The organism is Bacillus solimangrovi (genome assembly GCF_001742425.1).
GTDB lineage: Bacteria > Bacillota > Bacilli > Bacillales > Bacillaceae_N > Bacillus_AV > Bacillus_AV solimangrovi.
This window is the reverse complement of record NZ_MJEH01000062.1, coordinates 24,594-43,102: the sequence shown is the minus strand read 5'-3', so window position 1 is coordinate 43,102 and position 18,509 is coordinate 24,594. Positions and strand designations below refer to the sequence as shown.

18 protein-coding genes are annotated in these 18,509 nt (G+C 35.1%); 6 read left to right on the top strand and 12 right to left on the bottom strand.

Going from position 1 to position 18,509, the window contains the following annotated elements:
• Positions 1-33: 33 nt before the first annotated feature.
• Positions 34-180: a BH0509 family protein gene (locus BFG57_RS16490; protein WP_069718591.1), complete on the top strand. Its 147-nt coding sequence runs from the start codon at positions 34-36 to the stop codon at positions 178-180.
• Between the two features lie 99 nt (positions 181-279).
• Here the strand turns inward: BFG57_RS16490 and BFG57_RS16485 are convergent, their stop codons facing one another.
• On the bottom strand, positions 280-1,188 hold the full coding sequence (locus BFG57_RS16485; protein ID WP_069718590.1) for a DMT family transporter: 909 nt from the start codon (positions 1,186-1,188) through the stop codon (positions 280-282).
• A gap of 387 nt (positions 1,189-1,575) precedes the next feature.
• On the opposite strand from BFG57_RS16485, the gene BFG57_RS16480 reads away from it, so the two are divergent.
• Positions 1,576-3,507 carry a heavy metal translocating P-type ATPase gene (locus BFG57_RS16480; protein ID WP_069718589.1) on the top strand — a complete coding sequence of 644 codons (1,932 nt, stop codon included), beginning with the start codon at positions 1,576-1,578 and terminating at the stop codon, positions 3,505-3,507.
• Positions 3,508-3,783: 276 nt separating this feature from the next.
• Here the strand turns inward: BFG57_RS16480 and BFG57_RS16475 are convergent, their stop codons facing one another.
• From BFG57_RS16475 to BFG57_RS16450, 6 genes are all read right to left on the bottom strand, one after another.
• Positions 3,784-4,626 (bottom strand): YihY/virulence factor BrkB family protein, encoded by an 843-nt coding sequence (locus tag BFG57_RS16475; RefSeq protein ID WP_069718588.1) that lies wholly within the window; start codon positions 4,624-4,626, stop codon positions 3,784-3,786.
• Positions 4,623-4,991 (bottom strand): YtxH domain-containing protein, encoded by a 369-nt coding sequence (locus BFG57_RS16470; RefSeq protein WP_069718587.1) that lies wholly within the window; start codon positions 4,989-4,991, stop codon positions 4,623-4,625. The genes BFG57_RS16475 and BFG57_RS16470 overlap by 4 nt, the downstream gene beginning before the upstream one ends.
• A 16-nt stretch (positions 4,992-5,007) precedes the next feature.
• The gene (locus tag BFG57_RS16465; RefSeq protein ID WP_069718586.1) at positions 5,008-5,478 is read right to left on the bottom strand and encodes a low molecular weight protein-tyrosine-phosphatase; all 471 of its coding nucleotides are present in this window, start codon (positions 5,476-5,478) and stop codon (positions 5,008-5,010) included.
• Between the two features lie 324 nt (positions 5,479-5,802).
• Positions 5,803-6,525 carry an amino acid ABC transporter ATP-binding protein gene (locus tag BFG57_RS16460; protein WP_069718585.1) on the bottom strand — a complete coding sequence of 241 codons (723 nt, stop codon included), beginning with the start codon at positions 6,523-6,525 and terminating at the stop codon, positions 5,803-5,805.
• A complete protein-coding gene (locus BFG57_RS16455; protein ID WP_069718584.1) occupies positions 6,525-7,181 on the bottom strand; it encodes an amino acid ABC transporter permease in 657 nt (218 codons plus the stop codon). Before BFG57_RS16455 ends, BFG57_RS16460 begins: the two co-directional genes overlap by 1 nt.
• Positions 7,182-7,447: 266 nt before the next feature.
• Positions 7,448-8,287, bottom strand: coding sequence for a glutamine ABC transporter substrate-binding protein (locus BFG57_RS16450; protein WP_083249311.1), 840 nt, complete (start codon positions 8,285-8,287; stop codon positions 7,448-7,450).
• Positions 8,288-8,896: 609 nt separating this feature from the next.
• Between BFG57_RS16450 and BFG57_RS16445 the strand changes: the two genes are divergently transcribed.
• From BFG57_RS16445 to BFG57_RS16435, 3 genes are all read left to right on the top strand, one after another.
• Positions 8,897-10,210 carry an alanine/glycine:cation symporter family protein gene (locus tag BFG57_RS16445; RefSeq protein ID WP_069718674.1) on the top strand — a complete coding sequence of 438 codons (1,314 nt, stop codon included), beginning with the start codon at positions 8,897-8,899 and terminating at the stop codon, positions 10,208-10,210.
• Between the two features lie 287 nt (positions 10,211-10,497).
• A complete protein-coding gene (gene adhP / locus BFG57_RS16440; RefSeq protein ID WP_069718583.1) occupies positions 10,498-11,514 on the top strand; it encodes an alcohol dehydrogenase AdhP in 1,017 nt (338 codons plus the stop codon).
• A gap of 202 nt (positions 11,515-11,716) precedes the next feature.
• Complete coding sequence (locus BFG57_RS16435; RefSeq protein ID WP_069718582.1) at positions 11,717-11,938, top strand: DUF1128 domain-containing protein; 222 nt, start codon at positions 11,717-11,719, stop codon at positions 11,936-11,938.
• Between the two features lie 85 nt (positions 11,939-12,023).
• Here the strand turns inward: BFG57_RS16435 and BFG57_RS16430 are convergent, their stop codons facing one another.
• On the bottom strand, positions 12,024-13,022 hold the full coding sequence (locus BFG57_RS16430; protein ID WP_069718581.1) for an SDR family NAD(P)-dependent oxidoreductase: 999 nt from the start codon (positions 13,020-13,022) through the stop codon (positions 12,024-12,026).
• A gap of 53 nt (positions 13,023-13,075) precedes the next feature.
• Positions 13,076-14,173, bottom strand: coding sequence for a L,D-transpeptidase (locus BFG57_RS16425; RefSeq protein ID WP_069718580.1), 1,098 nt, complete (start codon positions 14,171-14,173; stop codon positions 13,076-13,078).
• Between the two features lie 127 nt (positions 14,174-14,300).
• Here BFG57_RS16425 and BFG57_RS16420 point away from each other — a divergent pair, with 127 nt between their 5' ends.
• Positions 14,301-14,570: an acylphosphatase gene (locus tag BFG57_RS16420; protein WP_069718579.1), complete on the top strand. Its 270-nt coding sequence runs from the start codon at positions 14,301-14,303 to the stop codon at positions 14,568-14,570.
• Between the two features lie 470 nt (positions 14,571-15,040).
• Here the strand turns inward: BFG57_RS16420 and BFG57_RS16415 are convergent, their stop codons facing one another.
• The 3 genes from BFG57_RS16415 to treC form a co-directional block, all read right to left on the bottom strand.
• Complete coding sequence (locus BFG57_RS16415; protein WP_069718578.1) at positions 15,041-15,769, bottom strand: AlbA family DNA-binding domain-containing protein; 729 nt, start codon at positions 15,767-15,769, stop codon at positions 15,041-15,043.
• A gap of 176 nt (positions 15,770-15,945) precedes the next feature.
• Positions 15,946-16,659 (bottom strand): trehalose operon repressor, encoded by a 714-nt coding sequence (gene treR, locus BFG57_RS16410; protein ID WP_069718577.1) that lies wholly within the window; start codon positions 16,657-16,659, stop codon positions 15,946-15,948.
• A gap of 118 nt (positions 16,660-16,777) precedes the next feature.
• Positions 16,778-18,451: an alpha,alpha-phosphotrehalase gene (treC, locus tag BFG57_RS16405; RefSeq protein ID WP_069718576.1), complete on the bottom strand. Its 1,674-nt coding sequence runs from the start codon at positions 18,449-18,451 to the stop codon at positions 16,778-16,780.
• Positions 18,452-18,509 lie beyond the last annotated feature (58 nt).

Below are 18,509 nucleotides of genomic sequence, written 5' to 3'. Positions count from 1 at the left end.
CTGTATCAAAACAGTATGAAAGGGGAAATTAATATGAGCCGTCAAGAACGCAAAAACATGATTGAATTCATTAGTAAAATGAGAGGTACAGACCACGATAACCTACTGTATATGACAGATGCGGAAATTGAACACATTTATAATCAAACGTATTATCAATTTGAAGAGATCGCTGAATAAGTAAATTAATAACCATCCTTTCATCTATTATAATAAATACAAGAACCCGCCAAGCACATCTATCGAGATTGTTGGCGGGTCTTTTTTAGTGTGACACTTTTATTTTCGATTTACAATAATGATACCGCTCGTTACGCAAGCTAGTCCAAGTAATACGAACATATGTAACGATTCACCTAACATCACCGCCGATAAAAATACTCCAAATACGGGTATGAGAAAAAGGTACATAGATACTTTACCAACTTGATTGTACTTCATAACATTATTCCACAACAGAAAACCACCCGCAGATAACACAGCTAAATACAATAATGATGCCCCACTCTGTATGTTAAATGAAAATGGTAATGGACCAACCATTGTCATTCCAACGAGTAGCAATCCAATTGAGCTAATCAACATTTGGAACGCTGTCATATAAATAACATTCATCTTCATAGCACCATTACGAGCTAATATATTTCCAAACGCTCCACTTATCATTGCTAATATTAATAAAAATTCCCCAATTCCAAATTGAAGCTGTAACGTTCCCTTCGTAATATTAACTAGGACGACACCAGTAAACCCAATCAATAAGCCAATGATCTTCTTTCCATTAATTGCATCATCTTTATACATAAAGTGTGCAAATAAAATCTGAAAGAATGATGTTGTTCCTGCAATGATTGACCCCTGGATTCCTGTACTTAAACTTAATCCAATATAGAAAAAGATGTACTGTAGAAACGTTTGAAACAGACCAATTATAATAAGCGGGCGCCACATCTCTCTTCCCAAACTAAGTTTTCTGTCCTTTATTAGTAAGAAAACTATAAGCAGAATTGATGCTAGGAAAAAGCGATACCCCGCAAATAAGATTTGCTCACCTATCTCATCTGATTGAATATAAAGCATACTATAACTTAACTTTATAAATGGAAACGCGCTTCCCCAAAGAAAAGTCGCCCCAATGGCTGCAATCAAAATCCCAATAGGATGAGTGAAAAACTGCCTTGAAGACATTTTCTCCCTCCATTCCTCATTCATTTCGAGCTATACATGAGTTTTATCATATAATGGATAAAATGAAACTTCCATTATTTTTTCTTCAAATACGTTTTTAAGTGTAAGATCTTACTCATTTTCTGAATGTTAATCGTAATAAACACTTTTGTTTTCTATAACCGCTAACTTAGTAATTGAAAAATAATAAAATGAGCCCATTCACATTATTTTAATACTTTTTTGTTCTTTTCAGATGCAATTTATGATAACATTAACATATAATAATAAAAATAAAAACTAAATAATAATCATTTTAATTTGCTGCCCTATCGTTGGCAGCTTTCGTTATTTTTAGCGGTATTGAGTTTGATTTTAATTCTCAATTAAATAAAGGAGGGTACAAATATGAATACAGATAGTCAAGTAATGGCTAATCATTCTCAATTAGAATCGAACCAATCATCCCATCTATTTGTTAAAAAGCTAAAAGAACACGGTGAATTAATTGCGGCCATGTTAAGTGGCTTACTCATTCTGTTTGGCTGGTTACTGGATAAAGCAAATTTATCTACTCCATCTATCATCATATTCTTACTTGCATTTGTCATCGGAGGGTTTGCAAAAGCAAAAGAAGGAATCGAAGATACGCTCGCCAACCGAGAACTGAATGTAGAAATGCTCATGATCTTTGCTGCCATCGGTTCTGCAATTATTGGTCATTGGCAAGAAGGAGCCATTTTAATTTTCATTTTTTCGTTAAGTGGTGCTTTAGAAACATACACGATGAATAAGAGCCAACGTGAAATCTCAGCACTTATGGAAATGCAACCTGAAGAAGCCGTTCGTATCTCAAACGGAGAAAAAGAAATTGTTCATGTTTCTAAGCTTATCGTAGGTGATCATATCCTTGTAAAGCCTGGTGAACTCATTCCTTCAGATGGAAAAATTATTAACGGGACAACGACAATTAATGAATCGGCAATTACGGGTGAATCGCTTCCTGTTTCTAAATCACTCCAAGACGATGTTTTTGCTGGAACAGTGAACTTGAATGGTGCTGTAACCGTTGAAGTAACAAAACCAAATAATGAAACACTGTTTCAAAAGATTATTACTCTCGTTCAGTCAGCACAGGATGAAAAATCCCCATCACAGCAATTCATTGAACGATTCGAGGGACGTTACGTTAAGGTTGTTTTAATTGTCGTTCTCTTTATGATGTTTTTACCTCACTTTATCTTCGGATGGAGTTGGACAGATACATTTTATCGTGCCATGATTTTACTAGTTGTTGCGTCTCCTTGTGCACTCGTTGCTTCAATTATGCCCGCAACGTTATCTGCGATTTCTAATGGAGCAAAGAGTGGTATTTTATTTAAAGGTGGCGTACATTTAGAAAAACTCGCACACCTACAAGCAATTGCATTTGATAAAACTGGGACGTTAACAAGAGGAAAACCAGAAGTAACAGATGTGTATGTGCGTGAAGGGATATCTGAGAAGGAGTTTCTACAAGCCGTTGCTTCGATTGAGAGCTATTCAAATCATCCTCTCGCACAAGCAATTGTGCAACACGTAAAATCTTTGGACTTATTAACTACAACTCCAGAAAATGTAGAAGATGTCTCAGGCTGGGGAATTAAAGGAACTATCAATAACACAGATTGGCAGATCGGTAAACGTGATTTCGTTGGTGCAAAGCAGGCCGAGAAATTCCATAACGGCATTAGCTGGTCTCTTGCTGAAGAAGGGAAGACACTCGTATACGCAAAGGATTCAAAAGGCATTGCAGGTGTGATTGCTCTACGAGATACGATTCGCTCTGAAACTAGAGAGGCACTAAAAAAGCTACAGGCATTCGGAATTCATACGATTATGCTTACTGGTGATAATGAGAAAACTGCACATGTTATTGCAGAAGAGGTTGGTCTAGACCAATATGTTGCAGAATGCTTACCTGAAGAAAAAGTAAATCATTTAAAACAAATACAATCTCATTATGAAAACGTAGGAATGGTTGGTGATGGAATTAATGATGCACCAGCACTTGCTACAGCAAGTGTTGGAATTGCAATGGGCGAAGGTACAGATGTTGCACTAGAAACAGCGGATATTATTTTAATGAAAAATGACTTATCTAGGATTGCGGATACAATTGAGTTATCTAAAAAAATGAATCGTATCGTTAAGCAGAATATTATTTTTTCTATCACTGTTATTTTGATTCTAATTGCATCAAACTTCTTACAGTTAATTGATTTGCCATACGGAGTTATTGGTCATGAAGGTAGTACCATTCTCGTTATTTTAAACGGGCTTCGTCTCTTACGTTCATAAACAGTTCCAAATTAAATTAAACAGCTCAACCTGTAGCCAAAGGTTGAGCTGTTTTCATGTTAATGAAAGTTATTCTTTTTATTTGCACTACTACTCGTCTTATTCTTGCCTTCACTTTTTTGCTTTGTGTTATTCTTATTATTGTTATTACGCTTATTTTCACTCATGTAAGTTCCTCCCTCACTTTAATAAATCAAGCATTCATTATAGTAACCTGAGAGGAATTTTCTTATTCCTAATCCGCACAAACTAGCATATAAAAGTTTACCGAACACTTCATTTAATACCTTCTCGACGAAAGTATCGAATTACTGCATTAATTTCTCCACCTAAAATAATGATAAAACCAGAGAGATAGAACCAGATCATTAAGATGATGATCCCCCCAAGACTTCCATAAGTAGCAGAGAAATTCCCAAAATTATCGACATAATATGAGAATGCAAGTGAAACAAGCTGCCACCCTAACGTAGCGAATAGAGCTCCAACCCATACTTCTCTCAAGCTCAATTTCTTATTTGGCGCAGCATAATAAAGGCATACGAAAATAATTACCATAATACCGAAACTTAAAATCCAACGTGAAGCGTTCCACACTGTTAAAAACTTTGAGGATAATCCAAATGATGAAAAGATAAATGTCCCGATCGCTTTACCGAATACTGGTAATAATAGTGAAACGATAATAACAAAGATCATTGCAAATGTTAAAAAGATCGCAATAGCACGTGAAACGATATATGAACGATTTTCAACTACATCATACGCACGATTTAATGCACGCATAATTGAGTTGATACCGTTTGAAGCCGTCCAAATCGTTGCTATAACACCAAACGAAAGTAACCCACCATTTCTCTCATTAACAATATTCACTAAAGTTGACTCAATCAGATCCATCGTTTCACCAGGTGCATATTGGCTTATTGTACCTAAAACATCTTCTTGACTCAACGGAAGATACCCAATTAATGTAATTAAAAAGATCAAAAATGGAAACAGCGATAATAAAAAGAAATAAGCAAGTTGAGCTGCTAATCCTGGTACTTCATCATGTTGAAAGCGATAGTACAATTCTTTTCCAATGCTTCTTAATGATAAATTACGCAGTTCGGTCATTTGTGTTCAGCACCCTCTGAAAACTCCGTTACATGCTTTTTTGTCTTTCGAACCGCTTCGACGACCTCTGGGGTTGTTTCTGCAATTTCTTTGAACTTTTCTACAAAAAAAGTAGCATCTTCAGCAAGTACTTTCGTTCTCTTTTGCATAGAGGATACAGTATTTGATACATTCTCTACTGTTTGAGAAGGATTCTTCACGCAATTCCAAGTAGTTGAACCACACTTCTTCAGCCTAGTTACTGTATAATCCCGTGTATCACGATCAAATAAAGTAACAGCAGCTCCTACTACCGCCCCAATAAGCATTCCATGTATTAACTTATTTTGACCTTTCTTCTCATCATACACTTGGTTATCCCCCATAAATAATCCTCCTCAACTATATGTTATTTCGTTCTCGTATAAACGTAAGTAATCTGGAGCAACTTTCATCAATTAGTTCATAAACCACTTGAAAATTTCCAGTAAAATAAGGATCAGGTACATTCTTATCTGAAACATCTGGTAGAAATGAAAGCAATTGACCCACATAAGCTGTCGGATTACCTTTTTTAATACTTTCTAAATCCGAAACGTTCTTCTCATCCATTGCAATTATATAATCAAATTCAGCAAAATCTGATTCATTTACTTGTCGTGCACGAATTCCTTCAAAACTAATTCTATTTTCTTTCAACACTTTTTGTGTTCCCACATGTGGTTGATTTCCTACGTGCCAATTTCCAGTGCCTGCGGAATCAATTTGAATTTCAGCTTCTAATCCCGCATCTTTCACTTTATGACGAAAAATTGCTTCAGCCATTGGTGATCGACAAATATTACCTAAGCAAACAAACAATACACTTATCATGCAAGCACTCCCTTAAAAATGTATATACCCACTTCATTGAAAACCAATGCCAGTTGTAAAATATATGTATGATTAACTATTATAAACAATCTAATTAAAATTAGAAAACGAAATAAAAAAAAAGAGTTGGCTTATTTTTGCCAAACTCCTTGAACGTTCACATGTTGTCTCACATATACCCTAATAATAATTAAGACTTTAATAACTCCAGATGTAGTTAATTCTTATCTAAAGAAGTTCTCATAATTTCTTCTAGTTATACAATTGAAACAACTTTGATACAGATAGTTGTCACTAATCAGTCCAACATAGTTAAGATACATATTACAATACTTTGCTTAAAAATGATTGTGTACGTGGATTTTGTGGATCATCAAAAACTTGCTTCGGATCTCCATCTTCCATAATAATCCCTTCATCCATGAATAACACACGATTACCTACTTCCTTTGCAAAACCCATCTCATGCGTTACAACGACCATAGTCATTCCCTCTTGGGCTAGGTCCTTCATAACTTTTAATACATCTCCTACTAGCTCAGGGTCGAGTGCAGATGTTGGTTCATCAAAAAGCATAACCGTTGGATCCATTGCTAATGAACGAGCAATCGCAACTCGCTGCTTTTGCCCACCCGATAGACTATCTGGATAAACATTTGCTTTATCACTTAATCCTACCTTTTCAAGTAGCGGTAATGCTGTTTTTTCAGCTTCCTGCTTGCTCTTTCCTAACACCTTTATAGGACCAAGTGTAATATTTTGAAGTACAGTCATGTGAGGAAAAAGATTAAAATGCTGAAACACCATACCTACATGAGAGCGAAGCTTATTAATGTCCACATTCGAATCTGTTAATGATTCACCATTAACAATGACTTCACCAGAAGTAATTTCTTCTAGCATATTTAAACAACGTAAAAACGTACTCTTTCCAGATCCCGATGGACCGATTACACATACTACCTCTGATTCTTGAATTTCAGTTGTAATCCCTTTTAGTACTTCTAAACTTCCGAACGATTTGTGAAGATCATTTACCTTAATCATTAAACATCCAATCTCCTTTCCACCCTACGTAAAATCAGTGCAGTTGGTACTGTAATCATTAAGTACATTAAACATACCATTGTTAACGCTTGGAAAGGTGAAAAGTTCGTACTATAGTATTGTCTTGCTTGGAACAACATTTCGCCGACGGCAATAACAGAAAATAGTGAGGTATCTTTCAAACTAATAACAAATTGGTTTCCAAGTGGAGGAATCATACGTTTAAACGCCTGTGGCCATATGATGTATCGCATCGTTTGTGCTTTAGTTAGACCAATGGATCGTCCTGCCTCCATTTGACCTCTATCAATTGAATCGACAGCACCACGAACAATTTCTGCAATATATGCACCTGCATTAATTGCAATCGCAATGATCGATGCAGTCACTTTATCGAGTGTAATGCCTAACACTTCAGGTAAACCAAAATAAATGAAGAGGATTTGCGCTAATAGAGGTGTACCACGAACAACTTCAACATAAAACGAAGCAATGCCATATATCAGTTTATTTTGCGATAACCGACCAATCCCTGTAATTGCACCTAATGCAAAACCAAAAATCAATCCGATAATCGTAATGAAAAATGTATAACCTAACCCTTTCCAAAGAAACGGTAGAACCTTTATATAATGGGAATCCATCAATGCTTCCATATAATCTCTCCTTGCTAGATCTATTACGACGATTGAACAAATACTGAAGATGCTTTGTTTACTTGTGACAAACAATCAAAAACAATTCCATGTCTAATATACTTATGACTTCAAACGGAAATATATAAAAGATAGCCTATGCTCGCTTTTTTAAAAACTAGCCATATACGTATAGGTAATAGGAACGATAATTTATTCAGAAAGAAAGCGCAACAAGAGCTTGTCCTTGCTGCGCTCAATTAGTTAATGAATCTAGAAAAATATGATTATTTTGTAGTTCCGTTAGGACGCTCACCAAACCATTTTTCATAGATATCATCATAAGTACCGTTTTCAATAAGTGTTTTCAAAGCTTCATTGATCGGCTCTACTAATTCAGAACCTTGAGGAAATGCGATACCATATTGCTCACCTTGTAATAGACCACCTACTGTTTTCAGTTGTCCCTTTGCATCTGTATTTACATAGTACATTACATTCGGCGCATCATACATAACAGCATCTACACGTCCAGAAATAAGTTCTAAATATGCTTCAACAATTCCAGGGAAAGGTACTAGTTCAGCATCAGGATGATTCTCTGTCAAATAAGTCTCAGACGTTGTTCCAGAACGAGTTGCTACTTTCTTACCTGCAAGATCTGCTTCTGATTTAATGTCTTCATTGTCTGCTTTTACAGCTAGTGTTAGACCAGCATCATAGTATGGATCAGAGAAATCAATTGTTTCTGCACGCTCTTCAGTAATTGTCATACCAGCAATCCCGATGTCAAAACGAGCTGTTTGCATACCCGCAATTACACCGTCAAACTCCATTGCTTCAATGTCTACCTTAATTCCTGCTTCATCAGCAAGAGCTTTAATCAAATCAATATCGAAACCTTCCATTTCACCAGTTTCTGTATTCAACGACTCAAATGGTACGAAGTTTGTATCTGTTGCAACTGAGAAAACATCTTCAGAACTTTCATTACCTTCTGCAACCTCTTCACTCTTCTCAGCTGCTGGTGCTTCTGCTTCATTACTTGATTGTGTAGAACCACATGCTGCCATGAAAAAAGCTGACAGAATTAATACTAGACCTAATAGAAAACTCTTTTTCTTCATATCTAATCCCCCTTTATTTATTACTAAATATTATTATGACAGAAATATCTAAAAATTAAAATTATAAAATTTAGTTAAAATTTTATGATTTTAATTCGAATCTATCCTTTATATCACTTTATCTTGGTAATACATAAAAATACTACTGTATAATCGGACTTCCTTTATTTTCTATGCTATTTTTATGAAGTTTATCTTATATTTAAACAATAATATTATGTAATATTTGTATATCAACCTATTATTTCCCCTAATAAATTTGTTATTAATATGATAGATTAATATTCTAATAAAACGATGAATCTAATAACAAAATTTACTCATTTTGATCGTATATCTAATTCATCTAATCCACTCTTCATTACAGTGATGCAGAGGTTTTTCGTTAGTTATCAATCCTTTACGTGAACTAGACGATAGATTATAGAATTTAAGTAAACTTCTCCAACTAACATTTTGTTTTTATATTTCATTGGAAAATAAATATTTCCAATTTAGCTTGACATATTACAAACTTTCTCAGAATATTTTAATATACCATTTTAGTACTTTATCACTTTCTTGTATTAAGGAGGAATTATATTGGATATTATTAATAAGATTAGCGGAATGGTATGGGGAGTACCATTATTGGTCTTACTTGTAGGAACTGGAATTTATCTAACGATACGATTAACATTCCTACAGTTCTCTGCCCTACCATATGCACTCAAACTTGCATTTAGTAAAAACCAAGATGATAAGTCAAAGGGAGACATCTCACATTATGAATCTCTAATGACTGCACTAGCTGCAACGATCGGTACAGGTAATATTGCTGGTGTTGCAACAGCTGTCTTCATGGGTGGACCTGGTGCTGTTCTGTGGATGTGGGTTTCAGCATTGTTTGGAATGGCTACGAAATACGCTGAGGCAATTCTTGCAGTAAAATATCGTGTTGAAGATGAAAATGGTGAAATGTCGGGTGGACCGATGTATTACCTTGAGCGTGGATTAGGTCAAAAATGGCTCGGTGTGATGTTTGCATTATTTGGTGCGATCGCTGCTTTCGGAATCGGAAACATGGTGCAATCAAATTCTGTGGCAGACGTCGTAGAATCTACATTTTCAATTCCAGTCTGGGCTACAGGAATAATCTTAACAATTTGTACTGCACTTGTTATCATTGGTGGAATTAAAAGTATTGGTAAAGTAACAGCATTCTTCGTTCCGATTATGGCGATTTTCTATGTTATGGGTGGACTCATCGTTCTTATAATGAACATTGACTTAGTTCCAGGTGCCGTTGGTCTTATCTTCTCTGATGCATTTACTGGTGAGGCTGTTGCTGGTGGAGCAATCGGTACAGTCATTCGTTGGGGTGTAGCGCGTGGTGTGTTCTCAAACGAAGCAGGTCTTGGTTCTGCACCAATTGCCGCAGCTGCTGCAAAAACAGACTATCCTGGTCGTCAAGCTCTCGTATCGATGACACAAGTATTTCTAGATACGATTGTTGTCTGCTCTATTACGGGTATTACGCTCGTAATGGGTGGTCTCTATAAGGGTGACATAAATGGAGCTGACTTAACATCAGCAACCTTTGAAAAGTTCTTAGGCGGTCCTGGTTCATTTATCGTAACGATAGGACTTATATTCTTTGCATTTTCTACAATCATCGGTTGGTCTTACTACGGTGAAAAATGTTTCTCTTACATCTTTGGAAAAACATTAGTTCCAGCATATCGTTTAGTGTTCGTATTAGCAGTATTTGGCGGAACAGTTACATCACTTGATGCTGTTTGGGGAATCGCTGATATTATGAATGGCTTAATGGCATTCCCGAACTTAATCGGACTTCTCGGTTTATCGGGTGTTGTAGTCGCTGAAACGAAACGATTTAAGGAAGCAATGAAAGCTGAAAAATCAGCTTCAGCAGATGCTTAATTATTGAGGCAGGGTTCTATTCCCTGTCTTTTTATTTTGTTCTGTACAGTTTTAAAAAAACTTCTTCTAATTTTAGTGAAACTCATACCACACATTACAATCTTATAACCCTCCCTATTATTACTCAAAATCGCATATCCTTTCAATTTTTATTCCTTTATCATCACACGTTAACTTAGTCAATTTATTTGTTCTTTATTTTGTCAAACAATGTTCATGATAATTACAAGAAATTTTACGAATAATAGGTACTGTTTGCGCTATAATCAACGCGAAAGGGTGATAATATGAAAGCTGCTGTAGTAAATCAATTTAAAGAACAGTTAGAAATTAAAGACGTTCCAAAGCCAGAAGTTAAACCTCATCAAATTTTAGTACGTATTCATGCTTGTGGTGTTTGTCATACTGATTTACACGCTGCTCATGGTGATTGGCCTGTAAAACCTAAGCTTCCGTTAATTCCAGGACATGAAGGTGCAGGAACAATCGAGCACGTAGGAGAAGGCGTCACTCACCTTAAAGTCGGTGACCGAGTAGGAGTTCCTTGGTTATATTCTGCTTGTGGTCATTGTGAATATTGTTTAACTGGAAGAGAAACTCTTTGCTTAGAACAACATAATACAGGATATTCAGTTGACGGGGGTTATGCTGAGTATTGTGTAGCTGATGCAAATTATGTTGTAAAAATTCCTGATAACTTAAGCTTTGTAGATGCTGCACCTCTATTTTGTGCTGGTGTGACAACTTATAAAGCCCTAAAAATGTCTGAAGTAAAACCTGGTGAATGGGTCGCTGTATTCGGAGTAGGCGGTCTTGGACACCTTGGCGTTCAATACGCAAAAGCAATGGGAATGAATGTTGTTGCTATTGATACCTTTGATGAAAAATTAGAACTTGCCAAAGAACTTGGTGCAGATAAAGTAGTAAATGCAATGAAAGAAGATGCTGCTGATTGGATTCAAAAAGAAATTGGCGGTGTACACGGTGTCGTTTGTACGGCAGTTGCTAAGAAAGCCTTTGACCAAGCATACCGTTGTATCCGACGTGGAGGTACTTGTGTAATGGTTGGTCTACCTCCTGAGAAGATGGATCTTCCAATATTTGATACAGTCTTAAACGGGACAAAAGTTGTTGGTTCAATTGTTGGTACTCGTAAAGACTTAGAAGAAACATTACAATTTGCCGCAGAAGGTAAAGTAAAATGTATCATCGAAACTCGTGAGTTAGATGATATTAATACGATATACGATGAAATGTTAGATGGTAAAATTAACGGACGTATCGTAATAAATATGGAAAAATAAAAATCTTCAATCTATATATATATCTTTTAAAAATAGTCTAAAGGTTTATCCTTTAGGCTATTTTTCTGTTCTACCTATTCATCACAAAAAAAACTTGGTATAAAGATGATGTTAGCTTATGATAGTGATTGAGTAACATTAAACTATAGTCATTATAGATTTTTCTTAAACCTAAATAAGAAATAAAGGATGGTGAATATTAGTGGACTTATCAAAAAGATCTGAAGAGAATATTGAATACATGTTAGATAAAATAAAAGAGAAATTACGAATGGTTAATGTCGGTGTCATTCAAGCTTCACATTTTAATGAGGAAATGTATGAAGATTTGAAAGACATTTACGAATTAATTGAACGCAAGCAAAACTTCTCAACAAGCGAAATGAGTGCAATCGTTGAAGAATTATCTAACCTGCGTAAATAAGTGATCTTTAATAAGCCACTAAGTTAAGAACGTTCTTATACTTAGTGGCTTAAATTATTATTAAAAATTGAGATGATTCATCTATTTAATAGTAAGACCGATACCATTCAACAAACTCCTTTACTCCTTCATCTAGAGAAGTTTTCGGACGAAAATTGAATTCTTTTGCAAATCGTGTCATATCTGCGTGTGTCAATTGCACTTCACTTTTAGAAAGTGGCTTAAAGTCTTTATTAGCTTTTTTACCGATATATCTCTCTAACATCTCAATAAAATCAATCACTTTTACAGGGGTGCTATTGCCAATGTTATAGATGTTATAAGGAGCATGTGATGATGCTGGATCAGGATCACATGCATTCCAGCTCTGATTGCTCTTCGACTTACTATTCAACACCATCATAACCCCGTCTACAATATCATTAATATATGTAAAATCTCGTAATACTTGCCCTTCACCATACACTTCAAATGTCTTTCCATCAATAATAGCATCAGTGAATAAATGTGGTGCCATATCAGGTCTTCCCCACGGTCCATACACTGTAAAAAAACGTAACCCTGTCGTTGGTAAATGGAACAAGTGGCTATAACTATGTGCGATCATTTCATTGCTCTTCTTCGTTGCTGCATACAAATTAACAGGATGTTCGGTACTAGTATGTTCAGAAAATGGCGCATTTCGGTTCGCTCCATATACAGAGCTAGATGAAGCATAGACAAAATGCTCAACTTGTTGCACTTTACTCGCTTCTATTACATGAAAAAACCCAACAATATTACTTTGAATGTATGTTGCAGGTGCTTTTAAGCTATACCTTACTCCTGCTTGGGCAGCAAAATGAAGTACATGTGTTGGGCTTCCTTCCTCAAAAGTATTGTTCACAAACTCTACATCCGTTAAATCACCTTGATAGAAAGAAAATTGTTCATGCGTAAGCTGTGACAATCGCTCTCTTTTCAATTTAGGATTATAATAGTCATTCATATTATCTATTCCTACAACTTGATAGCCTTCTTGCAAACATCTCCTCGCTACATGAAAACCAATAAAGCCAGCGACTCCTGTTATAAGAACCTTCATCTATTTGCATCCTTTCATTCGAACTAAACTTTACACATTTTATCGTAAATTACTTACTGACGCCATCTAAAAATCGTATCGTGTGCATGCTCAAGATCCATAACATTAAGAAAAGGTAAGGAACTAAAGAAAGGCTCAATCTCATGAAACGGTTCATCTCTTACTATTAATGGCGTACCAATCGGTATATATGGGTACAACGCCTCTACTTGTTCATTACTCATCCTTAAGCAACCCAAGCTTACATTTTTCCCAATTGAAGAAGGGTCATTCGTTCCATGGATCGCGTATTGTTCATGTAAAACAAGGCCTCGTGTCCCAAGTATTCCTTTACCTCCATTTGGCTGAACCACCCTTTCGGTGATTTGACTTGATTCAAAAGGTAATGGCTCTATACCAGAAGCGACAGGGTAAGAAGCAAGAAAATCTCCGCCTACATTCAATGCTAGTATATTACTACCTTGATAATAAAGAAGCTGTATTGGAGGCAAAAGTTTTGAAACTTCTTGCCCTTGCCAATACAGCTCATAACCACCTTCTGTAACGATATATGTTACACCAGTAGGAATTGAACTAATCCAATTATTTGGATAAGGTTGTGTTAATTGATCGATTGAATTAGGATATTGATGATAATACACCTCATAATTTACAATTGCTTCATTCAGCGCAATTAATGCTAAAGGAAATCTCCCAGTCTCTCTTTCACTATTTGCGATTAAGTCATACTCTGCTCTATCATTTGTCATTGATACAGTTGGTTCAGCATGCATTTTCCCATCCAGCAATTCTGTATAAAATAAATGACCTATAAACAATAATATCAATAGTAACAATATAAAATTTATCCACAATAAAAATGTAACACCTTTTTGCTTCTTTGTTTCTTCCTGTTCCTTCTTTATAATAATACTATTAGGTGTACTTACTCTACCAAAATACCCTTCTTTAGCTGCTCTACCGTAATAGTATTTTGCCATATCACGTTTGCCCTGAGAGACAAGCTGTTGAGCATATTCATATAATTTCTCACCGTCATGTGGGAAGAATCGTACATATTTCTCTAAAAAACGGGGGTCATATTTCGATAGATAAGCACCACTCCCAACTTTAACAAAATAATCAGGAACGCCTGCTTTCTTACCATCCATAATCGCTCTCTCCTTCCACCCAATGTATAAAGTATTTTTTTACATTATGGGCAAAAGAGGGTTAATTTAAACGAGTTAAGCTAATAAAAGACTATATTTTGAGATTAAGATACGAAAGGGTGTTATGATGAAGAGATATCATCTAATTGTTCATGGAAAAGTTCAAGGTGTCGGATTTCGCATATATACACAACTAGAAGCGTTAAAGAGGAACGTCAATGGATGGGCAAAAAATAGAACAGACGGAACCGTAGAAATCGATGCCGAAGGTTCAAACGAGCAAATTGATGACTTTATAAACGCCATCAAACGTGGAAGCCCATTTTCGAATGTCAGTCGTGTTGAGCAATACGAAGATGCTTCTTTTAATCACTATTCTTCTTTTAAAATAAAATGAAGCTTATATCAGTGGGGATTTCTATTAACCCCACTGATATATGGATAACACATCCCATCATACTAAGGATTCTTTTCTATTAATTACTAATTTTTTTAGTTTTATATAACGTGCTAAGCTCTGCAATCCAATTACATTTCCTTATGCGAATCATTCTAAGTTATGAAAACATGATTTCGATTCTCTTTTTTCCAAGTTCACATAACTGATAGATTTACTTATGTGGTTACTCTAACTTTTTGAATGAATTCATGAATAATCTACTTACTCAATCTATTACATTCTCTTAAGCTAATTTTTCTACATTTAAATGAAATCTAAGGGCATTCATTCTCTATAAAATATCCACTTTACTATCAAACCCTAAGTTCACTGACTAGACAACATCCCTTTCCCCACATACAACATAAACTACACAACCGATCATTATTGAACTAACTTATTTTTTTCGTACTAATCTTCAACAATAATCAATGTAACTGATCATCATTAACAGAATGAATATCAAGGATTTCTTCTATTCTCCGTTGCTTCTCCTTGATTGCCCTTTTTATAAAACGACTATAATCGTCTTCTACAACTTTATTCTGTTCGTAATATAATAAACGCAATTGCATTAGATGCTCCTGTAAACTTAGTTCTGCAGCTGAAGATCCACCTGATTGAACTTTTCGTAATATCATTTCTACTAGCTTTTCATTAGAAGCTTCGATTGACTTTGTTCCTTGTCTAACATAAATTGCACCGTAGCGTAGCTCTCCTCTACTTACAATAGATGTATAAGGCACATATTTTGGATCATATTCGATAATTAGCACTTGAAATTTTTTATTCCGAACCTCTTTGTTCGCTCGATCATTATAAATAAAATCCTCTGTACGATATTTAAGCCATTTTGGAAGGTAATTATCTAATTTATTATCAATATCTGCTTTATCTAGAAACTCTTCATCAGGCACCCCTTCTAACAGTACCTTTCCGTCTTCAGGCTGACTTACTCCAAATAAAATACATCCGCCACCTGAATTTGCAATTGCTAACATATGTTTAGCAAGTTTCGTAATTTCAATCCATTTCATTTTAAAGTCTAAAAAGTCTGTCTCACCTGTATTGTTTAATAATAAATTTTCCAATGATTCATGTGTTGGATTCGTGAGGAATGATTTAAGCTTTTGTGGTTGAACTTGTTCATAGAACATTTATATCCTCCTCTTCCTATGTGAATATTCATTGCTTTCCATCCCAGATCCTCTGTTAATTTTCTCACCCTCAAGATAAATCATTTATTCTTCAAACTACTACTACCATATTATACTAGTTTGAAACATAAAAAGGTGTCAGATCCCCAATGGATGCTAACACCTTTTCAATGTGATTAAGTTTGTCTACGTGCAAAATCCACAAATCTAAATTTGTCAGGGCGATGGCGAGATTCAGTATATTGAAATAAGCTTGCATCATTTAAATACACGTAATTCTTTACTACAACAACTGAATCATACATTTGTAAATCAAGTAATTCCTTATCTTCTTCTGTCGCTTGTTCAACAAAAAATTCTTTCTTTGCAAAGCTAATTTTTATATTTAGTTCTTTTTCTAAATACTCATAAATTGAATCTTCACAAATATCCTTCGTTAAAGAAGGCACAAATTTCTTGAGAAAATAATCTTTATCAAGAATAATTCGGTCATTATCAATTTTACGAACACGAACAACTTTCCATATCTCTGATTGCTCATTTGCCTTTAACTGATTCATTAAATATCGATCAGGATGAATAATTGATAACTCATGAACTTTCGTGCTTGATTCTTTGCCTAATTTATTTGCGAGTTCTTTAAAACTTACTAAACCTGAAATCGGAAAGTTAAATTTCCCAACTTCAAGTACGACCGATCCTTTCCCACGTACTTTCTGAATGTATCCATTCTGGGCGAGTAGGTTAAGCGCCTTTCTAATCGTTTCTCGTGACACTTCAAATTCTTCTACAAGCTCATGTTCAGAAGGTAATTTCTCAAGCGGTTGGTACATACCGTCCTTAATACGGTTAGCTAATTCTTGATAAATGCCATTATACTTATTCTTCATTTGAATCACCGTTTTTTCTAATAATAATTTAATTAAGAAAAGGGTGTATCTCATAATATTTATACTTGAACGATTAAAAGAAGGAGAAGCTCAATTTACACTGTCTTCTCGAAATTTCTTACTTTCTCTTTAAATGATATACGATTGACTCAAATGGACGCAATACTATTTCAGAAAAATCAGTAGTTGAATCATTATAATTACTTAACACAAGTTCTGGTTTATAGTTTTTCACATCTATTTCTTGAGGTAATTTAACTACTGCTTCATTATCATAGAAATTATTAATTACAAGTAAAGTTTCATGCCTAGAATTTCTTGTATATGCAAAAATTCGTGGGTGATCTTCCAATAACAACTGATAATCACCATTCGTTATAATGTCCAACTCTTTTCTCAACTGAATTAACTTCTTATAATGATAAAAAGTCGAATTTGAATCTTTCAATGCCTGCTCTACATTAATTTCTTTATAATTTTCTGCAACTGGAATCCAAGGTGTGCCCAATGTGAATCCTGCATTTTTCTGTTCTGTCCAGTGAATAGGAGTTCGAGAATTATCACGAGATTTTTGTTTTATAATCTCGATAATCTCTGCTTCTGATTTATCTTGTCCATGCATTAGTTTATACATGTTTAATGTTTCAACATCACGGTAATCCTTAATTTTGTTGAATTTCGGATTAGTCATCCCTATCTCTTCACCTTGATAAATATAAGGAGTCCCTTGCATCAAATGGATTGTTGTTGCGAGCATCTTAGCTGATTCTTCACGATACTCACTATCATTTCCATATCTCGATACAATACGTGGTTGATCATGGTTGCACCAAAAAAGCGCATTCCACCCTCCACCATTGTTCATTTCAGTTTGCCACTTTGATAAAATTTGTTTCAATTCAAGAAAGTCAAAATCGGCGATTGCCCACTTCTCACCATTTGGATAATCAACCTTCAAATGATGAAAGTTAAATGTCATATCTAATTCTTGACTTGTTGGATTGGTATATTTAACGCAATCTTCAATTGTTGTGGATGACATTTCTCCAACCGTCATTGATTTATATTTTGAGAATACTTTACGATTCATCTCATGCATAAATTCATGTGCTCGTGGCCCATCTGTATAAAATTTCCGCCCGTCTCCTTCGTTATCATTGGGGAAATTCTGCGCTTTCGAAATGAGATTGATGACATCTAAGCGAAAGCCATCAACACCTTTAGCAAACCAGAAGTGCATCATTTCATATACTTTATTGCGTACCGTTTCATTTTCCCAATTCAAATCAGCTTGTGTAACATCGAACAAGTGTAAATAATATTGACTACTAGTTTCATCATATTCCCAAGCCGAACCACCGAACTTCGATTGCCAGTTATTCGGTGCTACTCCGTTATCACTTTCTTTCCAAATATAAAAATCACGATAAGGATTATCTTTTGATTGAGATGCTTGCTTAAACCATTGATGTTCAGTTGACGTGTGATTTACGACAATATCCATAATAATTTTAATATCACGGTCATGTGCTTCATTCAAAAGTCGTTCAAAGTCTTCCATCGTTCCATATTCTTCGTGAATTTGATAATAATCACTTATATCATATCCATTGTCACGCTGTGGAGATTTATAGATGGGAGTAAGCCAAACAACATCTACTCCAAGCTCTTTTAAATAATCTAGTTTTTCTATAATTCCTTCAATATCACCAGTACCGTTACCAGTTGTATCGTTAAAGCTTTTCGGATAAATTTGATATACTACTGATTTTTTCCACCAAGGCTGTGCCATGGAATCACCACCATTTTATAGTTATGCAACATTCCAAGATGTCAAGACAACAACCTCC